Origin of the sequence: Maribacter chungangensis (assembly GCF_042676845.1) — a bacterium.
GTDB classification, from domain to species: Bacteria; Bacteroidota; Bacteroidia; order Flavobacteriales; family Flavobacteriaceae; genus Maribacter; species Maribacter chungangensis.
Window position 1 is genome coordinate 196,251 of the sequence record NZ_JBHTHY010000004.1, and the last position, 25,145, is coordinate 221,395.

Consider the following 25,145-nt stretch of genomic DNA (forward strand, 5'->3'; position numbering starts at 1 on the left):
TTATATCTCTTAGTGTGCACATACAATGCACACATCCAATACATATTTGTAGTGTTAAACATAAACACCGCAATTATGACAGCATATCAGAAACAATGGAATTCCGAAATTGAGGCTCTTTTAAACGAACTTGATGCTCCCCAATCTTTAGAAGATAACATCATTGATACGCTTCATAATTCGAAGCGTACGGGAATTTTCCCCAATCAAATAACAAATGCTTTACGAATTGGACTTTCTTTAAAAGAAGGACATCAGAATATGGCCTTTGTGGCTTCTATGCAAAGTGGTAAATCCGGAACTGTCTATTTTTTGTGTAATTATGTATTACCGGCGATAGGATTAATTAAGAAGTATGAATCTGTTCTTTTTGTTACTAGTATGCGAGATACAGATTTGTATGATCAAAATTGCAGAAACCTCCAATCCGAATATTATGATTGCAACCTGGGCCAAATGCAACCTTCAAATGTAAAGGTGATGAAAATGAGTGATTTCTTCAATCATCCAAATCCGCATAAGGTGGTCAATGAATATGATGTTCAATTGATAGTAAGGGACGAAGATCAATATGGTTGTGGTGAGGAATCGTGTTTCCAAGTCGCATTTTTTATTGAATTAAGAAGGAGAATACCAGACATTAAGCTCTTGGCAGTAAGTGCAACACCATATGATATATTAGATGCACAATATACCGGAGCCGCTGATGTAGACGTCATTGTGGGAGCACGTCCACCTCAATATTATGGGATTTCTGAAATGCTTCGTGATAACATCATTGAGGATTTGCCTGCATCTTTTAGGGCACTACAAACTCAAGGGTCAGGAGAAGATATTATCTATTCTGTACATCCTAAAGTGGAAGAGTACATCAATTATTTAATCACCTTCCAGGATGGTTTAGGCATAATTAGGGAATCCAATACAACTAGAGCACTAGAACTGAGAATGCAGCTGCAATTACAATTCAAGGGACAATGCAAAGTTATTGCCATTGGATCTGATAATGCCTGCGATTTCAGTATTAATGAAGGTATTAAAGAGGTTTCTTCCCTGATACTTAAAAGAGGACAACGCGTAGTTTTAATAGTTGTACAGGCCCTAACAGCAGGAAAAGATTTAGGAATTTTAAAGGAAAAAGTGAGATTTGGGATTGAGCCAAGAGACCGACAGTTGGCAAATGGTGCACAAGGAATAACCGGCAGGTTTTGTGGGTATCATAATAATCGTGATTTCAAACTTTTAGCTAGTCACAGTTTGTTATATCATTATGCCCAATTTGAACAAGATTGGGAAATATTTGCAGATGAAGACTGGCGAAATGGTTTATTCAATCAGAATGTGAGAGGTCTTAGTACCCATACGCGTTTCGTTAATGTTCAGAGTGAAGGTATTTTTACTCCAATTGTTGAAATAGAGACACTTGGTTATGAGGAGCTTTTTACAGAGGAAGCCCGGGATCTATTCGGATTTATCGATGACGATGCATATCACAGGCTCTTGGATTTCTTTGAAGAATCATTTTATAACGTGTCCACAAAAGGCACACGATTCAATCAAAAAGGAATTACCATACGATTAGCTTCTAGCTATAATGAGAATAGTAATCGTGTCTATAAGAATTGGAACTGTAGTTTAAATGACGATTTCGGTAATATCTTCTTTAAGAAGAATCAATACGAATATGGGCTATTGATAAGTAACTATCCCATTAATGATACAAGAAATACCTTAGGATTTTGTGGAGTTAAGATAATTCGTTCAGGAGCAAAAGAATTCCGCTTGCAACAGACAGACGTCATAAATGGTTCCATGTACGGGAATCCGAATTAGACTAAATATTATTTAAATATTGATAGTAAACTGAAATAGATACAAATACGACTATAAAGATACTTTATGTAGACATGGATAATGTCTTGGTCGACTTTCAAACCGTCATTGTGAAATGGGATAATGAACTATGAGGACATATTGTAACAGGTTTCAGGAATCTTTGGTTTAACTACTTCAATATGATGTCGCTTTCCTATAAAATAACATAATCTTGACAGTTTTGTAAAAAATCACACTTACTGTATTCCATATGAATCGTTTCGAATTCATTTACTATTTTTACGTTACGAAAGCTTCAAAAAGCCATTCAGGTAGACCTATTCGGTTACCTATTTTGAAAAAATGATTATAACACATTGGTTATTAATGGGATAGGTTGGAGGTTCTAACTCTGCCACCCCGACAAAATGTTTTTAAAACCCTGGTAATTAATTATCAGGGTTTTTTGTTTTCTAGTACACTTTCAAAACATACCGAAACGGTAAAAGTTATACCTGGAACGTGTCTTATTTTTATGCTATACTGTAGGAAGGTCTACGGATAAATAGTCTTAATATTTGTATCCTCGGGGAACTCCGATTAGAACTAAATTGGGAACTTTTCCACACCTGGGTGGGGTAAAAGTGTTCTTTCTTAAAACTTATGCGAAGATGTCCTATAAAAGGGTAATTTATGAGACTTCTAAAAAAAGAACACGAATAGGAGTCCATCCTATAAGTTAAGCGCTTCAGAATAACTGTTTTGTATAATGGCGGCTATATAGTGCTATAATTTTGAAACAGTACTGATTTTATTTTACAGTTATGTCAATAAAACACGGTTTAAAAAGAACGATTTAATCCATTAAATAAGCCCCTTTTCCTCAAGAGAGGTTTTAAGTTGAGCATGATTTTCCCAGAAGCTGTCTTTGATTTTTTGCATAATGCCATCAAATTCAGGATGATTTTTCAGCGGTTGAATCAGCGGGTCATTCTCAATTAACAAAAACCAATAGATATAATTTTCTGCTTCGGAAAATATTCTGAGCTGTTCGATAGCTTCATCGATATTCCCTTCATAGGCATATTTCCAAACCAGATTAACACTTCTATAAGGAGATTTATCCGCCGCACAATATTCCGTAAAATCGTTAAAAATTTTCTCAGCCTTTGTATCTAACCCGATCTTTTTATAGACCGTTGCAATTTTGACGTTTTCCTGTAAATTAATGTTTAGATCGTTAGCTTCTCTTGCTTTGACAAATTTTTCAAAATAAAAATAGGCCGAATCATAGTCTTCTTCAATGTAATAAAACTGTCCTACGTTCTGTAAAATATCAAGCCTGGTGGTATCCTTTTTCCATTCCTCTAACATCAAATTTCTAGTTCGCTCAACATTACCATCCTTAGCGAACAGGATAGATGCCCTTACATACGGCGAAAAATAATTTTCAGCATTGTAATCCAATGACAAGTTGATGTATTTTAACGCCTCGTCTACAAATCCTGAAAACATAAGTGCATTGCTTAGTTGCAAATACGTATAGCTCTGGGTAACTGAATCACTGGCAACGTTGAGTTGAACTCCTTTCAAGGCGTATTCAAGGTATTTATTGGTATTGGGCATCATGCGAAAATAGAAATCTGCAAGTATTTGCACCGCCAAGGACGAATTTGGATTATACTCGAGTGCCTTATTAAGATGGGGCAATGCCAGTTCGTACTCCTTTGTTTGTATGTAGTAAAAAGCCTTGGCGACCAAGCTTTCGGCAGATTTTGAATCGTAAAGCAAAGCTTTATCCGCATAGTTGTTAATCTTCTCGGTATACTGTTTCTCGGCTTGAGACATCTCGAGAAGATAGTATGAAATGGCGATATTGGCATAGGCCAGGGCAAATTCCGGATCTTGTTCAATCGCCTTTTCAAATAGAAGGATGGCTTTTTCCAAGCCTTCCGGAGTCCGAGAATAATAAGGGTCCAATGCCCGTAAATAGTAATCATAGGCTACCAGATTTTCGGTAGGCTTTTTTTCAATTTGTTCCAATTCGGCCGGTGTCACGACCGCTTCAATGGCATCGGCTATTTTCTTGGCCACATCGTTTTGCAAGCTAAAAACATCTTCAACTTCCCGATTGTACTGTTCCACCCAAATAGGAGTATCCGTTGAAGCATCTATCAATTGAACATTGAGTAAAACCTGATTGCCGACGCGTTGACCACTGCCTTCTACCAAATAATTGACATTAAGTTCTTTTGCAATGGCTGGAACACCCTTGTCCGTTTTTCTGTATTTCTCTACCGAGGTTCTGCTAACGACCCGCAAATCCTCGATTTTCTGCAGGTTGTTCAAAGCAGATTCCATTAGTCCGTTTACGAAATAAAGGTTGGTGGAATCCGCACTCTCATTTTTAAAGGGCAATACGGCAATGGATTTTTCAATTTCTGGTTTGCCTACGGTGTTTTCTACAGCATCCTCTTTATTTAAAAGCAGGAAGGAAACCAGTAGCACTCCTGCACATGCAGCAGCTATGACAGGCCATCTGTACTGTTTTAAAAAACTAGTTTCAGCCTTTTTTTCTTCTATAGCTACCGTATCTTTTCCAACCTCCCCAGGAGGATATCCATAGTGCTCCCGAAAGCATTTAATAAAATAGGAGGTACTTCCAAATCCAACTTGATACGAAATTTCTGAAACCGTCCAGGAGCCTTCCTTCAATAAATCCATCGCTTCTTTAAGGCGAACTTGACGAATGAACTGGCTTGCGGAAAGTTTTGTTTGCTTCTTGATTTTCCGGAGCAGGTTAGATCGGCTCATGTTCGTGGCATCTGCCAGCTCGGAAACCCCAAATTGCTCATTGGCCAAATTCTTTAGAATTATGGCTTCCGCTTGATCAATAAAGGTGGATGTGTTGGACGATGGATTCGACATTTTGTTCTTTACTGGCTCTAAATTAGTGAAAATCTAGGGAATTACCTGCTGTCCCGAATATCGTCAACCTAACGGAAAAGACATCTTTTGCGTCATAATTTATATGCCTGCGCCATATTTTTCATGCCCTCCCGAAACTTCATATCGTTCGCTTCATAGCTCATAGGGCTTGCTTCAAGTTCCATGGCATCTTTGTACCAACAAAAATCATAACGAACAATTTAAAACAATAATTATGAAAGCATCGATCACAAGAACAGTAACGGAATCAAGAACTGGACAGTACTTCTCATCTTTCAGCACTAGCAGAAGGGCACAATGGGCACAGTACAGGAACTTTAATCGCTAATCACGATTCAAAACAAGTATTAATAGTATATAAAAATAAAAATCATGAAAGCATCAATCACAAGAACAGCAACGGAATCAAGAACAGGACAGTACTTCTCAACTTTCAGCAACAGCAAGAGGACTCAATGGGCGCAGTACAGAAACTTTAACCGCTGAGCACGGTCCACAAGAAAACATCAAAAAACAAAACAGTCATGAGTAAAACAATCATTAACCTGCCTGACCGGCAGGCAGGTCAACCGCCAACGGAATCTAGAAGGTTCACTTTCCTTATCAACTTTAAGGACAGGAAGAGAATCCGTTGGGCAACACCCAAAGAATACCTTCATTAAAAATCCTACATCATAGGATTAGAAAAAGGGATAGGCCTTCATCAACGTCTATCCCTTACCTAAACAAAATTTATAATGAACAATTAAAATCAAAATCATGAAATCAAAGATTCAAGAATACTTATTAAGATCAAACAACAAGGCCATCCGTAAAACCATTAAAAAACAAGTGATGTTTAAAATGGCATGTTTTGCCTTTACGCTGATATCGGCAATGACATTTGCCCAAAACAATACCGATACCCAAAACAATTTTAACCGAGATGGTTTTATGTTCGAATTTGGTCTAGGTGGGGGTATTATCAGTATAGAGGATAGTGCTGGACCCCAAAGTTTTGATGACGTGCAAGGCGGTGGAACTTTCCCTGAATTAAAACTCGGTTATATGTTAAATAACCGTTTCGGCATTACCGTGTCTGCACCTGGAATGATTTACACGGTTAATGATAACGACCGACACTTTGGAGGCATCATACCTTCTGTTCAGTACTGGGTAAAAGACCGGTGGTGGATACATGGTGGTGTTGGTCTGGCCATAGATTCGCCTGCATTATATGATATTAAAGATAATGTAAATGACGATTGGAATACAGGAATAGCGGTTATGGCGAGTACAGGTTATGAGGTGTACAGAAAAAACAAATTTGCCTTGAACGTTCAATCCAAATTGCTCGTGGGCGGTGTAAAGCTAGATAATAACATTGACAGAGAGGTGGTGCAATTTAGTGTAGGAATTGGCTTTAGCTGGTTCTAATTAGTAAATAACCTTGGGGCAAGCCCCCGAGGCATTAGAAAAAAATTAACATTGATTTCGACGCAAGCTTCGGAGCATTTTAAATCTCGATTATCGAGTAAAAAAAAATAATATCAATAGTCATAAAAATATAATCATGAAATCAAATATTCACGAATACCTATTAAAATTAAAAAACATAGTCATGAGTAAAAATATTAAAATGAATTCCTTGAAAATATTGACAAATATGTCTCTTCTGTTACTTCTACTTACAACGGCCTGCGGTCAGTCCAGCAACAGATCAAAAGCCGAGGCGAACAACCCTACTGAAACGAAGTCGGTAGTCGCCGCACCGGAAATGGATATTCAGGCCGCAATTCTATCCGAGAATGTAGAAGCCGTTAAACAGCATATTAAAGCAGGAACGGATTTGAACAAAAAAGACCCTATGAGCGGTTCTACTCCTTTAATTACTGCATCGAGCTTTGGAAAAAATAAAATTGCCCAAGTGCTCATTGATGGCGGCGCAGATTTAAGCCTCCAAAATAACGATGGGGCGACAGCTTTGCACACGGCCGCGTTCTTTTGTAGGGTCGAAGTCGTACAGTTACTTATTGATGCAAAAGCCGATAAGACCGCAAAGAACAACTTTGGGATGACCCCAAGGGAAAGTATTATGGGACCTTTTGCCGAAATAAAACCCATTTATGAAATGCTGCAGCAACAACTAGGGCCAATGGGTTTACAAATTGACTTGAAGGAAATCGAAAAAACCCGTCCGGTCATTGCTATGATGTTGCAGTAATCAATCTAAAATAGATATTCCAATGACAACTGAAAGAAGATACGATATCGATTGGCTACGGGTTATCGCTATATGCTTGCTAGTCATCTATCATATAGCCATCATATTTCAACCGTGGGCCATGTTCATCGGCTTTATAAAGAGCGATGAATTATTCTTGGAAGGTTTATGGAAACCGATGACCATGCTAAACGTCTGGCGAATTCCATTGTTATTTTACGTGTCGGGAATGGGGCTTTACTTTGCCATGCGCAAACGAAATTGGAAACAGTTGCTTTTGGAACGTACAAAGCGGATTCTCCTGCCTTTCCTATTTGGTATTGTTGCCATCACTACCTTACACATGTTCATTTTTCAGCTATACTATACTATGCCCTTGGGATATTTTCCCCATCAAGGCCATTTATGGTTCTTGGGGAATATCTTTATGTATGTTCTATTGCTAATGCCGTTGTTTTTCTATCTTAAAAAGAACGAGAACGGAAGGTTCAAGAAAGGGTTGTCCACATTGATGGGCAATCCTGCTGGGCCATTGATGATTTCGTTGTTTTTTGTCTTAGAAGCTGTAGTGGTGAAGCCCCAATTGTTTGCATTGTATGCTGAGACCTGGCATGGTTTTTTCCTTGGATTGCTCGCCTTCTTTTTTGGTTTCCTTTTTGTGTACAGTGGCAAAACATTTTGGCAGACCGTTTTAAAATGGCGCTGGTTGTATATTGGTTTGGCCGCTGTTTTGTTCGGTATCCGCTATTTTATTTACGCTACGGAAGCGCCAGGTTATCTTACGGCCATTGAATCAAATTGCTGGATTTTTGGAGTTTTCGGCCTTGGGTATAACTACCTGAACAAACCTAGTAAAACCTTAAGTTATCTGAGCCAAGCGGCGTATCCTGTTTATATCATCCACATGTTTGTCTTGTACGCAGGGGCTTTTTTTATATTACCCTTGGAAATTCCTATCTCATTGAAGTTCATAGGTATCGTAGCTTTTACAGGTGCAGGTTGCTTTCTCATTTATGAGTTTGTTCTTAGAAGGATTCGTTTTTTGAGGCCTTTCTTCGGATTGAAATGGGCCCGAAAAAGAATGGAAAAGGTACAACCTTCGACTTCGAACCTAAACTGAGCATCCAACAGATTGAAGAATTCAATTTGATTGAAACTAGAGCTATCCACAATATAAAAAACAATGAATATGAAAGCAGTAGTCTATAAAAAATACGGCCCGCCGAATGTCCTGAAAATAACGGAAATCGAAAAACCAAAGCCAAAAGATAATGAGATGCTTGTCAAGATCCATGCCGCAACGGTCACTTCGGGCGATGTGCGATTGCGAGCTTCGGATTTCCCACCATTGTTCTGGCTTCCGGCAAGACTGATATTTGGCTTGTTTCATCCAAACAAGAAAATTTTGGGACACGAGCTGGCGGGTACCATTGAAGCCATCGGAAAAAACATCACGAAATTTAAGGTGGGAGATTCCGTATTCGGAACGACCACCATGCTCAAAACAGGCTCCTATGCGCAATATATCTGCTTGCCACAGGAATGGAATAACGGTGTTGTTGCCCTAAAACCGGAAAATCTAAGTTTTAAAGAAGCCGCCGCTTTACCTGTAGGAGCAATGACTGCCATGTTCCTTCTTGAAAAGGCTTCCCGAAGCCTCGGGATTAAAAATGGACAAAAGGTTTTGGTCTATGGAGCTTCCGGAAGTGTGGGCAGTTATGCCGTTCAATTTGCAAAGCTAAATGGAGCCGCAGTCACGGGCGTTTGCAGTGGTTCTAATATTGAGATGGTAAAATCCCTTGGCGCGGAAAAGGTAATTGATTATACGAAAGAAGACTTTTCGGAGGGCAGCGAGAAGTACGATATCGTTTTTGATGCCGTGGGCAAGACCACCAAGGCAAAGGCGAAAAAAGTTTTGAATGCCGAGGGCAAATTCGTCACTATCAAAATGCTGACCAAGGAGAAAACCGAACATCTAGAACGCATAAAAGAACTTGCGGAACAAGGAAAATTGAAACCCTTTATCGACAAAACCTTTGCGCTTGATGAAATGGTAACTGCCCATGAATATGTTGATTCAGGACGCAAACGTGGCAATGTGGTCATTGAAATCGTAATATAAATAGGGTCTCATGGCAAAAAAACAAACAAAACAAATACTTAGAATCCTATTCATTATGGCAAGCATAGGCTCGTTATACTTTGTACCATGGATTTTGGTAAAGGCATGGATATTACCTTTACCCGATACGGTTCAAGAACAAGTAGACGAAGCCATCGGCCACGGATTTGATGGCATGATCGTTTATGTGGACGAAGGAGTCAAACCACCCGCATCTTATGCAGGTGGCTGGAAAGACCGAGAAAACAAAATACCTGCCGACCCGAACTCTTTATTCAAGATTGCCAGTATCAGCAAGCTGTATGCCGCTGTTGCCATTGCCAAACTAGCCAAGGACGACCGTTTGTCTTTAGATGAAACGCTTGCTGATTACTTTCCAGAACTTATGGGGAGAATTGAAAACGCGGAAAAGATAACCCTTAGATTAATGGTGCAACATCGAAGTGGTATTCCAAATTTTACGGATAATCCCAAGTACTGGGAAAATGAACAGGAAAATGGTAAAAAAGCGCTGGAATTCGCTCTTGATCTGCCCGCTAGTTTTGAACCTGATGACGGATATGAATATTCAAACACCAATTATTTATTACTTCGCCAGATAATCGAGAAAGTGACAGGGTATAGTCATGAACAATATATCAAAGAAGAAATTTTGATTCCCCTTGGGCTAAAAAACACCTTCTTTTCACTTGAGGAAGTGAATTTGGATGATGTGATGAGCGGCTATTACGTTGGGTATGAGGAAGATTTTAAAGCTAGGGAATACGGGATGTTGGCTACAGCAGAAGATGTAGGCATCTTTCTTCGGGCATTGAACGATGGTTCTGTATTCAAAGAAGGCGAACAGGAAATCTATTCCGCCATTTATGAGTACGAACATGGCGGACTAGTAGTAGGTTATCAGAGTCTCGCAGAATACCATGAAGATATCGATACCGTGGTCGTTCAATTTATAAATACAACCGATTTTGAGGGATACGAATGGAATTTATCGGAAATCGTAATCAATCGTATTGTAAAAATATTGAGACGTAAAGAAACCTAGTGAAAAAGGGTAGACCTGCAGTAGTTGCAGTTGAAGGCTTCCCTTTTTTTGAGAACTATCCCATAAAATCCATAATCAAATAAAATGAAAACACTTAAAAATAGTCTATTACTATTTATTCTAATGCTATGTTCTGTTGGTGTGGCTCAAATCAAAATAATTTCGTTTGAAAATGTGAATGTAGTGCCCATGAATATCGATACTATAATTCCAAATCAAAGAGTAATTATAGCAAATGGTAAAATATCGAAAATTGAACCAGCTACTAAATCGACAACCAATCATATTGATGTTACAATTAATGCTACTGGTAAATATTTAATTCCCGGTTTAGTAGAAACACATTATCATCTACAAAACAATATTGAAAATGAGTTCAAACTTTTAATTGCGAACGGAATAACTTCTGCAAGAAATATGGCAGAATATGATGGTCAGGATCAAATAAAAATAAGGGAACTTGCTCGAAGTAACTCTATTTTATCTTCACATTATTACACCACAGGTCCTTATTTAAAAAGAAATGATTTTAAGCATATAGATTCTGTTGATGTAATTGTGCAATATCATAAAAAAAGAGGCTATGATTATTTAAAAATTGCTGATAATCTTCCAAAAAACATCTATTTGGCACTTTTAGAAAAAGCACAGAACGAGAGTATAGAAATTGTTGGTCATGCACAAAGAGAATTGCCTTTGGATTATTCTCTCAGAATTAAATCTATCGCTCATATGGAAGAGTTCATGAATATTTTTTCAAAAGAAGAAAGAAACTCCATTGACTGTATGCAAAAAGCAGCAAAAGAAATTAAAACGAGTGGAATCTATGTATCGCCAACCCTCGGAATATTCGAAATGATAATACGCTATGCCGACAAAGAAAAGTCGGCCAAATTGAATGCGGATAAAAACATCAGATATCTACCAAAACAGTATTCGGATTATTGGAAGTCAGATAAAATAAACTACAGGAAAAATTCATGGTTTACTGATAAAGAATCATTAGCTCGACTTGAAAAGGAATTAGAGTGGCAAAAAAAAATCACATTACTACTTCATAAACAAGGAGTACCATTAATGGCCGGAAGCGATACCTATGGTTTATTTCTTCCTGGTTTTTCACTGCATCATGAATTGGAGTTAATACGCGACTCAGGGCTTTCAAACTATGAAACACTTAAAACAGCAACAGTAGTTCCTGCTCGCTATTTAAATACAATTTCCCTGAGCGGAACTGTTTCTGAAGGAAAATTAGCCGATTTAGTATTATTAGATAAAAACCCATTAGAAAATATCAGCAATACTAGAACGATATCTGGAGTAATGATTAAAGGACAATGGATAGACCGGGAAAAACTGGATAACCTATTATTAGAAGTCGAAAATTCTAATAAGTAAACTTGTAACAACCACGTATATTATTAATAGCTCCGGAATTTCCTGTATCATCGTTATCATCAATCAACAATAATTTATCAATCAAAAAACGAACACTAATGAAATCAATTATAATGAAAAAAACGCTAGTTATATCGACCCTAATAATGCTAATAGTATTCAGTGCATGCAAAACTAAAACACAGGATTCAAACGAAGAAGTACAAACTATTGAGAAACCGTATTTAGGGCAAATACCACCAGGTTTAACAGCTAAACCTTTCGCTCCAGGTATAGGTTCTACAAGCAGTTGGGAATATAGTGGTGTCTTTAGCCCAGATATGAAAGAATTTTATTTCCTCAGAGAAGTTGAAGTCGATAGTACTAATCGACAGGAATTCGTTGTTTATAAAAGCGAAGGCGGTAAATGGAATGAAACAGTTATATCTACTCGTCAAGGACAACCTTTTATTTCTCCAGATGGAAAGACAATGCATTTGGGTAGAAGATTTAAAGAACGCAATAAAAATGGTGACTGGTCTGAAATTAAAAAACTTCAAGCACCTTTCGATAGTTTACCAATAATGCGACTTACAGCCTCTTCGAAAGGGACTTATTTTTTTGATGAGTTCAAGCAAGATTATACCGGTGATATTCGATATTCAAGAATAATAGAAGGTCAATATGAAGCACCTCAATTACTGAATGAACAAATTAACACTGGAAAAAGTTTTCATCCTTTCATTGCACCAGATGAGTCTTATCTTATATTCGATAGTTATAGAGAAGATGGCTATGGAGATTCAGACATTTACATAAGTTATCGACAGGAAGATAGCACATGGGGAGAGCCTATTAATTTGGGTAACAAGATAAATACAGAAGCATGGGAAGCATCAGCTAGCGTTACACAAGATGGTAAATATCTTTTCTTTAATAGAATGGTTGGTCCAGAAGAAGATGGAAATGTAGATATATTTTGGGTGGATGCTAAAATTATAGAAATGTTAAGACCTAAGAATTAAATTATTAACAGTCAATTATTAAGGTAAATAAATGAAACACATATTATTATTCAGTTTAACGCTTACGCTTAGTTGTTCTAATAAAAACAACTCAAAAGAATTTTCAAAGCTTCCAGAAAATGATAAAAATATGATTGCCGTTTTAGATACTATCTGGCAAACAGAACAAGAACCAATTAGATCGAGAGATTCCTTAATTTCTATTTATGGAGTTGATCATGATTTAGTGAAAGAACAAAATTTAATTATTGATAAGAATCACGCAATTAACGAAGAAAAAGTAAGAGGGATTCTAGATAAATATGGATGGCCGTCAAAAGAAATGATGGGAGAACAAGGAAATTGGACAATTTGTAATGTCATACAACATTCGGACAATGAAATCCGGATAAAATATCTTCCAATGATGAGGCAAGCAGTTAAGGACAATAAATTAGAGCCACGTTTTCTAGTCAGAGCAGAAGATAGAATTGCTACAGAAAGAGGTGATTTACAAATTTATGGTGGACAAATGAAATACTACCCAGAAACCAAGAGTTTTAATTTATGGCCAGTTTATGACCCAGAAAATATAGATAAACGAAGAACTGAAATTGGATTGGATTCCATACGTATATTCCTAAAAAACAGGTTCAATTTTGAATGGAATCTTGAAGAACAAATAAAAAGGACAGCGGAATTTGAAATGGAAAAGGCTGAAAATAAAAAATAAAGAAATGCAAAGCAAAAAGTCATTTTTAAATTAATTTAATTAGAACCAAATGACAATTTTAGTAGTAGGCGCAAGCGGTGCAACAGGAAGACACTTAGTGGAACAACTACTAAGTCAAGGACATAATGTTAAGGTAGTAGTAAGGTCCCCAGAAAAACTACCCGAATCATGGAGGGATAATGAAATGCTGGAAATAATTTCAGCAAGTATTTTAGCACTGGGCGACCATGAAATGATAGGTTATGTTCAAGGTTGTGACGCCATTGCATCCTGTCTTGGTCATAACATTACGTTCAAGGGCATTTACGGAAAACCAAGAAGATTGGTTACGGATGTCACAAGTAGATTGTGTGATGCGATTAAAGCGAACAAGCCAGAACAAAAAATAAAATATGTTCTAATGAACACGACCGGCAATCGCAATCATGACTTGAACGAACCCACTTCATTTGCGGAAAAATGCGTAATCGGATTACTCCGATTGTTACTGCCTCCCCATGTAGATAATGAAAAAGCTGCCGATTTCCTACGAACACAAATTGGGCAAAATAATCAATTTATAGAATGGACGGCCGTTCGCCCAGACGATTTAATCAATGAGGACGAAGTATCGGATTACGAAATACATCCTTCCCCCACCCGTAGTGCCATTTTTAATGCGGGGAAAGTCAGCCGTATCAACGTTGCCCATTTCATGGCAGATTTGGTTGGTAACGATGACCTTTGGCAAAAATGGAAAGGGCACATGCCTGTTTTTATAGTGCAGAAGAGGTGTAAGGATGATTTTAAGCACTTAACCATTTTGAGAAAAGGCAGCTTTATGTGGAAATACTAAAAATAATTAAAGTGAAACTCTATGGCATTCCCAAGAATAAAACTTGTAATTGCCCATAAAAGGGTTATTCTTCCCAGATTAAATGCATTTGAAAAGGCTATCCATAAAGAGATTGTGGCACAAATGAAAAATATAACCATCGCATAATGGGGCACTCCACTTATAAACACGCCTGTTAGATTAAAGATAATATCCAGCAAGGCCGTAAAAGCAAACAACGCCAAGGCAAAATTAGATTTTTTATGTCCAATAAAGAGATAGTAAGCGCCAATAAGTAACTCAACACAGATTGCCAAAGGTCCAAATTGGCCGTAATATGATTTCTTGAAATACCCTACAAAGTTTTCCGGATAGTCGATTTTCAAATAGAAGACAACGCCAAGTATCACTGATAATACAATAAAGGCAACGGCGATAGTCTTTCTAGTTTTCATTTTATTCGGATTTAGCAATGTGACATTATTTTTCAAACTCCTCTATTTCATTTAAAAATTCCAAGGCCTTCTTTGTTTTTGTACCGGTAAAAAAGCCAATGGTCTTTCGCACCCATTTGATATGCAGGTTTTTATAGGCCAATTTACTTAAAAACCAAAGAAGAGGGAAAACCAACAAAGCATTGACCACAACATAATTTAGCACGAAATCGGGATCCAAATGGGGATACAGGTCGATATTGAAAAAATAGTCAAGGGCTACCAAAGGATATGCCCACCATACCGGTGCCGAAAGAAATACCAATTTCAAGAATAATAGGGCATGAGAATTGACCTTTTCGATTTTTTTTCTGATTTCCACGATCGGCTTCGCGTAATCGATTTGTTGTAACAAGACCAACTGACCGATACTTCCAACAAGGGCAATCAACGTAAAAACGTGAATAATGATCCCGCTAACGGCCAAATGCGTAACGGCCCAGTTGTCGGCTATATGGCTGCCGAGAATAACGGCCAATATCGAGAACGAGACTAGCTCGATACTTCTAAGTACAGCTATCCAGCGGGTCTGTTTTTGAATTTTGTCCAACTTTATCTTTTTCAGCGACCTTTCGTTCAATTGTAATGCTCGATCTAGTTTGGCATCGTATGCCACAAAAAGTTCTTTTAATTCGTTTGTTTCCATGATTCCTATTTTTTAAATTCCTTTTTCAGTTTTAATTTGATTCGGCCGATTTTGGTACCCACATTCGTTTTTGTGATTCCCAAGATCTCGCCGATTTCCTCATAGCTTTTGTCCTCTAGATATAATAAAATCAAGGCTTTATCCAGTTCTTTCAAATTATGGATGAAATCCTGCAATAATTTGATATTCTGATTCAATTCTACCCCATCTTCATTGTCTTCATCCGCCAAGATAAAAATGGAATCATCGCTATAAAAGTCAGTTTTGGTATACCATTTTTTTCTCTTTTCTTTAAACGGACATAGCTGTTAGTAATTTGAATTTATTGCGTTCCGTAGCATTTGAGAACAATATGTTCATGTTTTAACTAAAAGCTACTTGACTGAAAAAAGTCATTACATTCCACTTGTGGATAATTTAATTTCTATTTTGCAATAATTGGAAGTAGAAATTGAACAATAAATACAAATTTGATATAAATAGGTTAGTGATGTTATCCCCAAAAACAAAGCGAAACATCTCACGGATAATCCCTTTCGGAGTGATTTGGCTTGTCTTGGGGTGGGTTAATCTATTTTCACAGGAGGCAGCAAAACAAAATCAGGATTTGAATCCATCCGGGGCGATTAACGTGACTCCTGAGGTTTTTGTTTTTGCCAGTGTAGCGGTCATAATCGTAGGATTGCTCGTAGGTGCTATCGAAGTGTTATGGTTGGGCAATCTTTTCAACAAAAAGAGTTTCTCGCAGAAAATAGGCTACAAAGTAGTTTTTTATACCATTTTCTTGTTATTCGTAATCTTTATCGCCTATCCCTTTGCCGCGGGACTAGAATTGAATGTATCTCCTTTTGACACCATCGTTCGGAACAGATTTTTGAACTTTCTTACAAGTATTGAGTTCGCAAGCACAATGGTTTCTATTTCCTTCAGTTTGTTTGTGAGTCTTTTTTATTCGGAAATCAGTGAAAACATAGGTCATGGGGTATTGATGAATTTCTTTACCGGAAAGTATCATAGACCTATCGAGGAAAAACGGATTTTCCTGTTTTCGGATATGAAGTCTTCAACGGCCATTGCAGAAAATTTAGGCCATATCATGTACTTTGAATTGCTAAAAGAGTACTACGCTAATTTTTCAGATGCCATTATTCGCTACTCGGGAGAGGTGTATCAATATATAGGGGATGAAATCGTTATCTCTTGGAAGTATGAAGATGGCATTAAAAACAATAATTGTATCAACTGCTTTTTTGCCATGAAAGAAGTCCTCAAAAATAGAGCGGACTGGTATAAAGCGAGATTTGGGATAACTCCTACTTTTAAAGCAGGCCTTCATTTGGGCGAGGTTACCACTGGTGAAATAGGAGCACTAAAAAAAGAAATTATTTTTACCGGAGATGTGCTCAATACGACCGCTCGAATTCAAGGGCTTTGCAATACATATAATGTGGATATTCTAGTTTCTGAAGATTTGATTAAATCTTTGGAACTTGAACCCGAATTTAATATCAATTCTGTGGGTGTTGTTACATTGAAAGGAAAAAAAGAGCAGAAAGCGTTATTTACCATACGATAATAATTATCAGAAATGGGATAGGCGTAAATTCATAAAGTAACAAGGTATTGACCCTATCGTCTAATTTTTAAATCAATCTAAAATCGGAATGCCATAAAATTTAGCGGAATACAATTAAAGGTAGAATACAATCGTCATTGTCCTGGCCATAGTTATAGCCACAAATAAGGTATTTCAATATGCGTAAGTCTCGGAATAAATAATGGTGGACTTATACCAATTTAAATTCCAGATGTCGCATAAAACAAGTTTCTTTTTTACTCATTTGTCGTCATATAATAGAACCATAGCTAATGCTATGCTTAGATTTCATTCCTAATCTGAGAAAAAAATAATTCAAATTTTCAATACGACATTCAAAACTTAAATTGGTATTATGTGGTGCCCGGCATTAGCATCGATAATTACTTTGAAATTAAAAGGTGGCCCCATTTTTTGCTTACATGGGGGTTCAGCAACATAAGCATCATATCACAAATTCGCGTACATTATTCAATTTTGGAATAGTGACCTGCCAACCATGGACATCTCTGAGTTTAACCCTAAAAGTGTCCAATGCCAACGGTTCGCCATGGATAAGAAATACCTCTTCGGGAATATTTTCGATGTCTTTTGTCCAAAGTAATAATTCTTGTTGATCGGCGTGAGCGGATAGACTCTCTACATGCCTGATCTTTGCCTTTACAGGATAGTACTTGCCAAAGAGTTTAAGCTCGTGTGCGCCTTCTAAAAGTTGTCTTCCCCGAGTTCCTTCGGCTTGGTAACCTACCATTAAAACTGTAGTGGTGGGGATATCGATGAGCTGTTTTAAATACGTTAATACCCTTCCTCCAGTAACCATACCACTTCCTGCAATTACAATTTTTGGCCTGGGGTCGTCAATAGTTTTCCAGGTATCGGCATAGGAACTTATGATCTTGAAATGATTGCGCATAGCATAATATTCTTTTCCGGAAAGCTTGTGCCAGTCTGGAAACTGCTCAAAAACAGAAAGTACATTAGTGCCCATTGGGCTATCGATGAAGATCGGAATATTAGGAATCTTATTCTGTTTGTAGAGTTTCCATAACCGGTACATAAGCGATTGTAACCGTTCTACCGCGAAAGAAGGAATTATAAGGTTTCCTCTTTCATTTATTGTTTTATGGATCAGGGTCGTAAGAATTTCTTCCATATCTTCCTTTGGGTGTAATTTGTTGCCGTAGGTACTTTCCATAAACAGATAATCTGCCCATTTTGGTCGTTTTGGTGGGGCTAACAACACATCTTTGGTTCTTCCTATATCACCCGAAAAAACAAAAACTTTCCCAAAAATTTCAAGTTCGATAAAAGTTGCCCCTATAATATGGCCATTGAACCTGAATTTGAAACGTATGTTTTCCGACAATTGAATCCACACTTCTTTTTTCTCGAAACGAAATAGATCTATGGCCTTTTCTGCTTCTTTTACAGTATAGAAAGGCAAGGCCGGATCGTGTTTGCCATACTTTTCTTTAGTAGCTCGTTCGGCTTCCTCTTCATGAATCTTAGCACTGTCCAAAAGAATAATTTCTGAAATGGCAAGAGTTGGCGCCGTTCCTATTATGCTTCCTTTAAAGCCTCCTTTCGCAAGTCTAGGGAGATACCCCGTGTGATCTAAATGGCCATGTGTTAACAATACAAAATCGATTTTCGAAGTATCGATTGGTAAAGGTTCCCAATTCAATAATCGAAGTTCTTTCAATCCTTGAAACATCCCACAGTCTATCATAAGGTTTAGTTCAGGTGTTTCCAGATAAAACTTAGAACCGGTTACCGTGCTCGCAGCACCTAAAAAATGAACTTTTACAGTCTTCATAGTTTATTGATTACATAGTTGTTTGATTTCATCAAGGATTTTTGCTTTCCTTAAGGTTGATACGCCAAGGTGATCTAGATAGAACTTGTCCTTTAAAAGTTGCCTGCACAGGACGACATCCCTACTCAACAAAAAGTTTTTTTCGCGGTTGCTCAATAGGGTAGATACGGTTATGGGATAAAGTCCTAATCTATCAATACGGTCTTTTAGTCCATTGTTCTTAGGATAGTCCCAACTCAACAGATATAAACCAACACATTTCCCATAACGGATCGCATCTTTGGTAAACCTTGTATTTGTTACGACCCAACCTAATTCTAAGCTATTTGTCTCATGTTTTTTAGTGTCCCAATGGGTCTTAACATCAGTATATCTGGAATTTATGTAGAGCGGTACCTTAACATTACAGTTACGGCCTTCTTCACCATGGAATTTACACTCGATAATTGTGGTTCGACCCTTTTTTTCAGCTACAACATCTATTTCGTGTGTTACACAAATACCATCCATGACAACTCCTACTTTGGTAGAGAACCCGGAATATTCCAAGAGGGCGCTCACAAAACGTTCAAAGGGAAACCCGGTTGGTCCCAGTTCATAAATTGCTTTTTTTAATTTGTATTTGGATGCAAATACCGAATTTTTCTCTTTTTTAAGCAATGCGTAGGCTCTATTGTAAATTTCACGGGTACTGATACCTTGGTAGAGCTCGTCTCGGACGCGAGCAACAATTTCTTCTACCAAATTATGGCTCGCCCCACTATGCTTTAAAGAATTTCGTAGTTTGTCCAAAGAGAATTTGGCTTTTTCCCCTGATGATTTTATAATTTCAATGTCTTGGTTCATGTTACTTTTTTAGATGAATGTCCGTTTCTGGTATGTTGAGTAATCGCATTCTTAAAATGCTTCCAAGAGCCCTTATTGCCGAGTTATAATTGACGATTCTTTATATGTTTTAATTTAATACATGACAAAAATTAATTTAGAGCGAAATGTCATATTAAGAGCCCCCGGCGGTTAGGGGGAAGAATGAATAAAACTTTGGTTTTTAAGGTTTTATGACTCCGCTCAGACCGACTTTTTTGTCATGTACTGAGATTATTTAAGTATCCCAATACGGACAATACGGGTGTGCCTTAGTACGCAATCAATGTATATATCTATTGCATTCTAATTTAAGGTTTTGGTTCTATAGGGTCTAAGTCCTAATTGATCTTGGCTATTTTTAAATGTGTAAATGTACTTTAACTACTATGCTTTTTTTGCAATGTATTTGTATTGCTCCGGCATTAAAGGCCAACATATACAATTTAAACTTCTGTCTTTAAACTTGGCAAATAAGGCTTGCCTCGTTTTTTTGGATATTTTCTTGTAAATGAAATGCCCCTTGGTCGTTTACTTTACCCTTAATGTAAAGCCAAAATGGGTACTGTGGCATCATAGCCAAGTTCCTTTACCAAAGGTCTGGAGAAGACACTGCCAAAGAAAAAGTGTTTATGGTTGATAAATGCGATCATATCACTATCCCTACTTGCTACGAACAAAGTAATTCCATCCGATACATCCTTTTCCGATAAGCTATGAAAACTATGGGTTACGTTCATCAGTATTTCACCCAATAAATTTTTATTGTTTTGTTGTAACTGGGATAGATTTGCCTTTTTGCTAACGTATAGCACCCTAATTGCAGATCCGTGCATTAGCGCAATTTCAATAAGGTATTTTAACTCCTTACGTTTGAACGGAGTTTTATAGTCCGTTGGAAAAACAATTTCTGCTGGCGGTTTAAAACTAATGTCCGGCGGGATGGCAAGTACAGGACAATCCCTTATTTTCTCCATCGCATTAACGGTGTTTCCCCCGAATATAATTTCACGATTGGCGGTTGCGCCACGCGTACCCATAACAACTAGGTCAATATCTTTTTCGGCTATGGTTTGTTTCAAGGCCTCCGATAAATAATTGAATGTTGAAATTGTGTGGTAAGTGTGCTTAGGGTTATCATGATGAAGCGCCACCATTTCCAGTAATTTAGCAAATTCTTCTTCGGATTTGAGTTTTGCATTTTCGTACTCCGCACTACCTGGTTCCGGAATTGTTAATGTAGTTGTGCTATAGTTCTCTACCCTAAATACGTTCAAAAAATAAAACTCACAGTTTAATTTTCTATATAGATCTAGAGCGTAGCGTACTGCTTTAAGGGCATTTTTTGAAAAATCGGTAGGGATTAGTATTCTTTTGTCCATGATGTATTTTATTCCTATTTGTCCTATAAATATATTTTACTTTTAGTTGTTTGCCTATGACAATTGTCAGTCGTAAGAGGGAGGTCATTGGAAGGGAATTTTTTGGTATCGGTGTTCCTGTTAGATACTAGCGTATTCTAGACCATTCCATTACAGCGTTTTCCGCCTTTACCTAACGGCACGTTCGGGCAGGTTCCCGCAATGACCCGTTTTAGTGCTTGTTCATGAACAGCGTATTATGGACTTTGCACCGAAAGCCTCACTAGATTCTATTGGGCTTTGCACCCTTATAACGAAAGACTAATGCATAATCTGGGTTAAAGGTTAAAAAAAGCCTCATTGAATTAGGATAATAAATCTAACAAAATGCTTTCTTGTTCAGTTAACGGCGCACAATCTATTCATGCAGTACTAAAAACGGTACTTTGGTATGATAGCTTATTTTTTCAACTGTGGGCCTAAACAGAATACGTTCCAGAAAATTAAGGTTTTTGGCAACCATTACGATCATATCCAAATCTCTACTTTGAACAAAATGTTGAACTGCTTCGTCTAGTTTTTTTCCGGTTAGGGTATGAAAAGAGCATTCGGTATTGGAGAAATAATCCTTTAAAAATTCCCGATTTTTTGTTTGAAGTGCACTAAGGGTATTTTCTTTATTGGAGAGATATAAAAACCTCAGTGCGGAGTTATGTATGAGTACCAGTTCTTTTATATTTTCCAATACTTTGGTATCATAGCCCAATTGAAAGTCTGTAGGAAAGCCAACTTCCTTTGGCCTACGATATGTGGCATCCTCCGGAACTGCTAAAACCGCGCAAGGTACTTTTGTAATTACGTTCCCTGTATTGCTCCCCATGGAAACGGCCTTTAAACCGGATGCGCCTTTTGTACCCATAATGATCAGGTCAATATTCTTGTCTTTGACCACCTGTTTCAGATGGTCTGTGAAAAATCCGTACAAAACTTCGGTTTTAAAGATATGTTTGGTGTTAACGGGCAAACGTTCAATTGTTTTTAGTACACCTGCTATTTTTTCCCTGCTTTCGCTTAAAATCTGTTCCTCTAGTATTTTCGGTGCTACGAACACCGTTGCTTCTCCACCCGAATATGTTGTGGTTGGATGTACATGAACAATATAAAAAGTACATTTTGTTTTTTTGAACCAAGCCATACCGTAAGTAATGGCATTCCACGCATTATCGGAAAAATCTGTGGGTATCAGTATATGCTTCATCTTTTACATGATTAATACCTAAAAATAAATAGGGTAGCATAGATTACAAATGACAATGGTCATGTTAACCCTATATTTTCTGCTTCTAACCACGCTAGAGCCGCAGGCCCTAAAATGGCATCAGCACCTGTAGCGGTAGCCAACACCACGGCTACTTTGCCTTTATAGGCTTTGAAGAGCTTGCGCTCCATACTAGTTTTTATGGGGTTCAAAAGTATATCGCCCGCTTTGCTCAATCCACCGGAAAGAATAAATGCCTCTGGATCTACGTGGGCAACGGTATCGGCCATTTTACTACCTAGGATAATACCTGTTTCTTCAAAAGCTTTTAAGGCGATGGGGTCTCCTTCTAAGGCAGCGGCTGAAATCGCCGTTCCGGACAACTCCTCAAAACTAAAGCTGCGCAGGATAGAATCTTCCCTCATATTGGCCAGCAATTCAAAAACAGTTCTTCTTATTCCCGTAACCGACGCGTATGTTTCTAAACAGCCTTGCAAACCGCAATTGCAGCTACGCCCATTGGGATTTACATTTACGTGTCCAAGTTCACCAGCGGCACCATGTTCGCCTATCACTAATTTTCCATGTACAACGATTCCACTTCCCAGACCGGTACCCAGGGTTAAGGTGACAAAATTTTTCATCCCTTTGGCAGCGCCAAAAAGCATCTCTCCCAGCGCTGCGGCGTTTGCATCATTAGCTAAGGAAACGGGAAGTTTAAAGGCTTTTTCGATGACCGTAGCAACAGGCGTCCTCTCGCCCCATTTCAGGTTCGGAGGATTCTCCACCATTCCTGTGTAAGGATTGGCATTGGGTGCGCCCACCCCTATGGAAAGCACTTGAACATTGGGAGGTAGGTTGGAAATGAGCTTTTCTACCTCGGATTTTAGTTTCTCAAAAAAAAATGGAAAAGGTTTTTGTGACTCGGTTTTAAAAACGGTTTTATCCAAAATACTTCCTTCTTTTGTTACTAGGCCAATTTTGGTGAGACTACCGCCAATATCAATTCCTAGTACTACTGTTTCTGCCATTGGGTGTTTATTTTGATAAAAGAATAAAATTTTAAATACCACTATCGGGTTCTAAAGGAGGCTTGTCTTAACATATAAGCTTAGTCTAGAACGCATATCGCTAATGCTTTCACAGAGGGTCTATATTTTTTTGAAGCATTTATTTATAGCCATTTAAAAGATGGCTAAATGCTACCTTATGTACTTTTTTTCCATTGCCGCAAAGTAGTGGGTTTACGGAGTTTATTCAATCTCTTTTATTCCGGAAGTACCAAAAGGGGAACCTTGGTATGGTAGGTCATTTTCTTTACCACCGGCTCGCCTATAATTTTTTCCCAAAAACTATGCTGGTATTTTATAAGTGCCATCATTTCTATTTGGGTGTTGTCCATGAATTTAGCGAGGGTATGTTCCACATCTGTTTCAAATTCGATATTATTAAACATAACGTTCAAATGAGCTAAGCGCTTTTTTAACAGCTCTTTGTTTATGAGCTGCCGATCGTTAAGCTCAAATTCTACGGCTACATGTACTACTTGTATTTTTGTTTTCCAAAGCGATGCAAGTTCTGTCATAAGAGCCAGTTGGTGCTTTTCGTATTTTTTTGAAAAATCCGTAGGAAAAGCCACTGCTTTCAAGGATTGAAAATTGTATTCGTCCGGTACTGCAAGAACGGCACAGGTGCTAATTTTCTTTAACACCTTAACGGTATTACTACCCATGAACACTTGTTTGGCTCCGGTAGCTCCTTTGGTTCCCATACATATTAAGTCAATATCCTTTTTGAGAATTACTTCGGAGATAGCTTCTTCTAGGGTCTCCGATTTGGATATGATTTCAAAACTATGTTGGGGATTAGCGTGATTTTTGTTCAGGTATAGCAGTATCTTATCCAACTCCTGTTTTGAATATTCCGACAAGGAATCGTAAATAATTCCCAACCGTTGCTGCCCTTTTCTGCCCAACATGTTCAAGGCTTGCGGTTCATAAGCATGTAGTAGGTAAAACGTACATGTTACCTCGGCGTAGAGTTTTAGTGCCGTGAATATGGCGTTCCAGGCGTTGTCCGAGAAATCTGTGGGTAAGAGTATTTTTTTCATATTTAAATAGTTAACTAGTATCTGGGAAGGTTCTGCATAACCAAAAAGGGAATCTTTGGGTGCAACCCAATTTGATCTACTGTTGAGCGGTATAACATATCTTCTAAAAAGGAGTGCCGAGAATTGATCATGACCAATAAATCCATATCATTTTCCGTAATATATTCCATTATGGCCTCACCTTTATTCTTTACAGGGGTAAGCTCAAAAAATAAATAGGCATCGGGCAGGGATTCCTGCAAGAAGCGTTTATTGTCTGTTTGTCTATGGCTTAGCTCCTTAAAATCTGAGATATAAAGGCAATGAACCTCCGACTTATACTGGGCTGCTAACGTGTTAAGAAGTTTTAGCTCCCTAGGTTTATAGGGTAGCATGTAATCTGTAGGAAATACTATTTTTTTTGGTTGTTGATATTCAAAATTTTCGGGAATTGCCAAAACGGGACATTGTACATATTTGAATACCTGTACGGTATGACTTCCAAACGTTATTTTTTTGTTTGCCGTTTGGCCTTGGGTACCCATAATCACCAAATCAACATTTATTTGGTTGGCAAAATTGTTGACCGCATCTACCAAAGACTCGAAAACGGATATACCTTCAAAAATATGCTTGGGATTATGTTGTTTTTTGCTAAGTTCGGTTACGATGTTTTGGAGGGATTCATCCGTGTTTAATTGGATCGCTTTTTGCCGTTTTGCTACAGATTGGTCACCCTTGTTCTTAAAAGGACCGTACACCTCGTCTGCATAGGCATGTAATAAATAGAAATGTGCCGGTTCGTTTTTGTAGAGTTGTATTGCATAGGTAATTGCATGCAGGGCGTTCCTGGAAAAATCGGTAGGAATCAATATAGTTCTCATCGTCTTTCTGTTTTAATACTTCCAAAAATATTTCGATTACAACAAATTAACTATGATATATGTCATTAGGAGAA

The 25,145-nt window shown here is 37.8% G+C and carries 23 protein-coding genes; 12 read left to right on the forward strand and 11 right to left on the reverse strand.

Annotated elements, in window-relative coordinates; genetic code table 11:
- Positions 1-75 precede the first annotated feature (75 nt).
- A complete protein-coding gene (locus ACFQZJ_RS07050; RefSeq protein ID WP_379933372.1) occupies positions 76-1,833 on the forward strand; it encodes a hypothetical protein in 1,758 nt (585 codons plus the stop codon).
- Positions 1,834-2,679: 846 nt separating this feature from the next.
- Here ACFQZJ_RS07050 and ACFQZJ_RS07055 read toward each other — a convergent pair.
- Complete coding sequence (locus tag ACFQZJ_RS07055; RefSeq protein WP_379933373.1) at positions 2,680-4,743, reverse strand: helix-turn-helix domain-containing protein; 2,064 nt, start codon at positions 4,741-4,743, stop codon at positions 2,680-2,682.
- 545 nt (positions 4,744-5,288) lie between these two features.
- On the opposite strand from ACFQZJ_RS07055, the gene ACFQZJ_RS07060 reads away from it, so the two are divergent.
- The 10 genes from ACFQZJ_RS07060 to ACFQZJ_RS07105 all read left to right on the forward strand — a co-directional run bounded on the left by ACFQZJ_RS07060 (position 5,289) and on the right by ACFQZJ_RS07105 (position 14,083).
- Positions 5,289-5,426, forward strand: coding sequence for a hypothetical protein (locus tag ACFQZJ_RS07060; RefSeq protein WP_379933375.1), 138 nt, complete (start codon positions 5,289-5,291; stop codon positions 5,424-5,426).
- 97 nt (positions 5,427-5,523) lie between these two features.
- Positions 5,524-6,180 carry a hypothetical protein gene (locus tag ACFQZJ_RS07065; protein ID WP_379933377.1) on the forward strand — a complete coding sequence of 219 codons (657 nt, stop codon included), beginning with the start codon at positions 5,524-5,526 and terminating at the stop codon, positions 6,178-6,180.
- A 184-nt stretch (positions 6,181-6,364) separates the two neighbouring features.
- Positions 6,365-6,967 carry an ankyrin repeat domain-containing protein gene (locus tag ACFQZJ_RS07070; protein WP_379933379.1) on the forward strand — a complete coding sequence of 201 codons (603 nt, stop codon included), beginning with the start codon at positions 6,365-6,367 and terminating at the stop codon, positions 6,965-6,967.
- Positions 6,968-6,989: 22 nt separating this feature from the next.
- Positions 6,990-8,087 (forward strand): acyltransferase family protein, encoded by a 1,098-nt coding sequence (locus ACFQZJ_RS07075; RefSeq protein ID WP_379933381.1) that lies wholly within the window; start codon positions 6,990-6,992, stop codon positions 8,085-8,087.
- Between the two features lie 69 nt (positions 8,088-8,156).
- Positions 8,157-9,089: an NAD(P)-dependent alcohol dehydrogenase gene (locus ACFQZJ_RS07080; protein ID WP_379933383.1), complete on the forward strand. Its 933-nt coding sequence runs from the start codon at positions 8,157-8,159 to the stop codon at positions 9,087-9,089.
- A 10-nt stretch (positions 9,090-9,099) separates the two neighbouring features.
- Positions 9,100-10,134, forward strand: coding sequence for a serine hydrolase domain-containing protein (locus ACFQZJ_RS07085; protein WP_379933384.1), 1,035 nt, complete (start codon positions 9,100-9,102; stop codon positions 10,132-10,134).
- An 84-nt stretch (positions 10,135-10,218) separates the two neighbouring features.
- Positions 10,219-11,532, forward strand: coding sequence for an amidohydrolase family protein (locus ACFQZJ_RS07090; RefSeq protein WP_379933386.1), 1,314 nt, complete (start codon positions 10,219-10,221; stop codon positions 11,530-11,532).
- Between the two features lie 98 nt (positions 11,533-11,630).
- A complete protein-coding gene (locus ACFQZJ_RS07095; RefSeq protein WP_379933388.1) occupies positions 11,631-12,536 on the forward strand; it encodes a hypothetical protein in 906 nt (301 codons plus the stop codon).
- 31 nt (positions 12,537-12,567) lie between these two features.
- Entirely contained in the window at positions 12,568-13,248 is a 681-nt protein-coding gene (locus ACFQZJ_RS07100) for a DUF6624 domain-containing protein (protein ID WP_379933390.1), read from the forward strand.
- 49 nt (positions 13,249-13,297) lie between these two features.
- Positions 13,298-14,083 (forward strand): NAD(P)-dependent oxidoreductase, encoded by a 786-nt coding sequence (locus ACFQZJ_RS07105; RefSeq protein WP_379933392.1) that lies wholly within the window; start codon positions 13,298-13,300, stop codon positions 14,081-14,083.
- On the opposite strand, the gene ACFQZJ_RS07110 is transcribed toward ACFQZJ_RS07105, so the two are convergent.
- Genes ACFQZJ_RS07110 through ACFQZJ_RS07120 form a run of 3 tightly spaced genes read right to left on the reverse strand, consistent with a single transcriptional unit; the run spans position 14,080 to position 15,432 of the window.
- Positions 14,080-14,517 carry a hypothetical protein gene (locus ACFQZJ_RS07110; protein WP_379933394.1) on the reverse strand — a complete coding sequence of 146 codons (438 nt, stop codon included), beginning with the start codon at positions 14,515-14,517 and terminating at the stop codon, positions 14,080-14,082. The genes ACFQZJ_RS07105 and ACFQZJ_RS07110 overlap by 4 nt on opposite strands.
- A gap of 25 nt (positions 14,518-14,542) precedes the next feature.
- On the reverse strand, positions 14,543-15,202 hold the full coding sequence (locus ACFQZJ_RS07115; protein WP_379933396.1) for a hypothetical protein: 660 nt from the start codon (positions 15,200-15,202) through the stop codon (positions 14,543-14,545).
- 5 nt (positions 15,203-15,207) lie between these two features.
- On the reverse strand, positions 15,208-15,432 hold the full coding sequence (locus tag ACFQZJ_RS07120) for an RNA polymerase sigma factor (RefSeq protein ID WP_379933398.1): 225 nt from the start codon (positions 15,430-15,432) through the stop codon (positions 15,208-15,210).
- 260 nt (positions 15,433-15,692) lie between these two features.
- Between ACFQZJ_RS07120 and ACFQZJ_RS07125 the strand changes: the two genes are divergently transcribed.
- A complete protein-coding gene (locus ACFQZJ_RS07125) occupies positions 15,693-16,778 on the forward strand; it encodes an adenylate/guanylate cyclase domain-containing protein (RefSeq protein ID WP_379933400.1) in 1,086 nt (361 codons plus the stop codon).
- 466 nt (positions 16,779-17,244) lie between these two features.
- Here ACFQZJ_RS07125 and ACFQZJ_RS07130 read toward each other — a convergent pair whose 3' ends face one another.
- From ACFQZJ_RS07130 to ACFQZJ_RS07160, 7 genes are all read right to left on the reverse strand, one after another.
- Positions 17,245-18,615: an MBL fold metallo-hydrolase RNA specificity domain-containing protein gene (locus ACFQZJ_RS07130; protein ID WP_379933402.1), complete on the reverse strand. Its 1,371-nt coding sequence runs from the start codon at positions 18,613-18,615 to the stop codon at positions 17,245-17,247.
- Between the two features lie 3 nt (positions 18,616-18,618).
- The gene (locus ACFQZJ_RS07135) at positions 18,619-19,461 is read right to left on the reverse strand and encodes an ATP cone domain-containing protein (RefSeq protein WP_379933404.1); all 843 of its coding nucleotides are present in this window, start codon (positions 19,459-19,461) and stop codon (positions 18,619-18,621) included.
- Between the two features lie 560 nt (positions 19,462-20,021).
- Positions 20,022-20,861: a universal stress protein gene (locus ACFQZJ_RS07140; RefSeq protein ID WP_379933406.1), complete on the reverse strand. Its 840-nt coding sequence runs from the start codon at positions 20,859-20,861 to the stop codon at positions 20,022-20,024.
- Positions 20,862-21,258: 397 nt separating this feature from the next.
- Positions 21,259-22,098 carry a universal stress protein gene (locus tag ACFQZJ_RS07145; RefSeq protein WP_379933408.1) on the reverse strand — a complete coding sequence of 280 codons (840 nt, stop codon included), beginning with the start codon at positions 22,096-22,098 and terminating at the stop codon, positions 21,259-21,261.
- Between the two features lie 59 nt (positions 22,099-22,157).
- Complete coding sequence (locus ACFQZJ_RS07150) at positions 22,158-23,129, reverse strand: ROK family protein (protein WP_379933410.1); 972 nt, start codon at positions 23,127-23,129, stop codon at positions 22,158-22,160.
- Between the two features lie 236 nt (positions 23,130-23,365).
- Complete coding sequence (locus tag ACFQZJ_RS07155; protein ID WP_379933412.1) at positions 23,366-24,208, reverse strand: universal stress protein; 843 nt, start codon at positions 24,206-24,208, stop codon at positions 23,366-23,368.
- 14 nt (positions 24,209-24,222) lie between these two features.
- Positions 24,223-25,071 (reverse strand): universal stress protein, encoded by an 849-nt coding sequence (locus ACFQZJ_RS07160; protein ID WP_379933414.1) that lies wholly within the window; start codon positions 25,069-25,071, stop codon positions 24,223-24,225.
- Positions 25,072-25,145: the final 74 nt, after the last annotated feature.